This is a genomic window from uncultured Thiocystis sp. (genome assembly GCF_903866365.1).
Lineage (GTDB): Bacteria > Pseudomonadota > Gammaproteobacteria > Chromatiales > Chromatiaceae > Chromatium.
In genome coordinates this window covers 1-1944 of record NZ_CAIPNF010000419.1, presented here as the reverse complement: position 1 = coordinate 1944, position 1944 = coordinate 1, and the positions used below count along the sequence as shown (strand labels likewise).

At 59.4% G+C, this 1944-nt stretch carries 2 protein-coding genes; one reads left to right on the top strand and one right to left on the bottom strand.

Features of this window, described 5'->3' with window-relative positions:
• Positions 1-417, bottom strand: a 417-nt coding sequence (locus QZY07_RS23160) for a DUF6279 family lipoprotein (protein ID WP_295408064.1), incomplete at its 3' end; no start/stop codon positions are given.
• 155 nt (positions 418-572) lie between these two features.
• Between QZY07_RS23160 and alaC the strand changes: the two genes are divergently transcribed.
• Complete coding sequence (gene alaC / locus QZY07_RS23155; protein WP_295408062.1) at positions 573-1760, top strand: alanine transaminase; 1188 nt, start codon at positions 573-575, stop codon at positions 1758-1760.
• Positions 1761-1944 lie beyond the last annotated feature (184 nt).

Sequence of the window (1944 nt, the reverse complement as noted above, 5' to 3'; positions counted from 1 at the left end):
GGAGATCTCGCGCGTCGCCAGATCCTCTCGGTCTTTTCGGGCCTGTTTGCGGAATGTGCGTTCCAGTGCGTCGATTTGGGCGGGTGTCAGATCCGCGAGCAAGGGCGCCGCGAGGGTGACCGCAAGTTGGGCGTGGCGCCGATAGAGATCACGAAACTCAGTGGTCAGGCAGGACATGTTGCGTTCATCGAAACCAGCCCGGCTGGATTTGAGAGTGCTGTCGAAAAAGGACGCGAGAAACGGGAGTTCCTCTGAACGATGCCGCGCGAGTTCGGCGTCGAGGTGCGGTTCCCAATTCGCGATCTGTCCCTCCGCAAGATTCAGATAGTCGTTCGCGTATTGCTTGGCAAAAAAATCGGCCGTGTTGTAGACGATGGTGACGCGGCTGCAACCGCTGATGACCATCAGTGTTGCCATCAGGACCAAAGCGAACGGTGACAGTCGGTTCATCGGGGTGTCGCCGCGTTTGTTCTTGGAACGAAAATATCGCCGTGCATCATGCTTGTTTGAATCTCACCGGGGCAACTGTAGACTCTATGCTTTCAGTTCTCTCCAACATCAAGAGGTCGCCAGTGGTTGCCCCCGAGTCAGATTTTCACCGCATCAAGCGGTTGCCGCCTTATGTTTTCAACATTGTCAATGAGTTGAAGGCGGAGGCACGAGCCCGGGGCGAGGATATCATCGACTTCGGGATGGGCAACCCGGATCAGCCCACGCCCCAGCATATCGTCGATAAGCTGGTCGAGGCGTCGATTCGCAAGGATACCCATCGTTATTCGATGTCGCGCGGCATCCCGCGCCTGCGCCGCGCCATCTGTCACTGGTATCGGGACCGTTTCGATGTCCATCTGGACCCGGAGATCGAGGCCATCGTAACCATCGGCTCCAAGGAAGGGCTCGCTCATCTGGCGCTGGCGACCATGAGCGCCGGGGATACGGTGCTGGTGCCCAACCCGGCCTACCCGATCCACCCCTATGGTTTCATCATCGCCGGTGCCGACGTGCGCCATGTGCGCCTGACGCCCGAGGTGGATTTCTTCGAGGAATTGCAGAAAGCCATCCAGGAATCCTGGCCCAAGCCCAAGATGCTGGTGATCAACTTTCCCGGCAACCCCACGACGCAGTGCGTCGAGCTGGATTTTTTCCAGAAGGTCATCGACATCGCCCGCGAGCACGGCATCTGGGTGGTGCACGACATCGCCTATGTCGACATCGTTTTCGACGGCTACAAGGCGCCCTCGATCCTCCAGATTCCGGGGGCCAAAGAGATCGCGGTCGAGTTCTTCTCGATGTCCAAGAGCTACAACATGCCCGGCTGGCGGGTCGGATTCATGTGCGGCAACCGGACCCTGGTCGGCGCCCTGGCACGCATCAAATCCTATCTGGACTATGGCACCTTCACGCCGATTCAGGTCGCGGCCATCGCCGCGCTCGAAGGCCCGCAGGGTTGCGTGACCGAGATCCGGGACATGTACGAGAGCCGGCGCGACGTGCTCTGCGGCGGACTCAATGCCGCTGGCTGGGCGGTCGAACCGCCCAAGGCGACTATGTTCGTCTGGGCGCCGATTCCGGAACCTTACCGCGAAATGGGTTCGCTGGAGTTTTCCAAGAAACTGCTGCGCGAGGCCAAGGTCGCGGTGTCGCCGGGGATCGGCTTTGGCGAGTATGGCGATACTCATGTGCGCTTCGGTCTGATCGAGAACGAACACCGGACGCGGCAGGCGGTACGCGGCATCAAGGAGATGTTCCGCCATTCTTAAAAGTGGCTTGAGGCCCACTTTTAAGAAGTGTTTTTTAGGTGATTATCTCGTGATACCGCTGCGCGGTGTCACGGGGGTGTCTGGGGCTCCGCGCCACGACTGTTGATACCCGCTCTGATGTGTCCATCCTCGACGCTCCGATGCTTGAAGATGGGCGCACTTTGTTTTGCCCAGCCGACTCTGG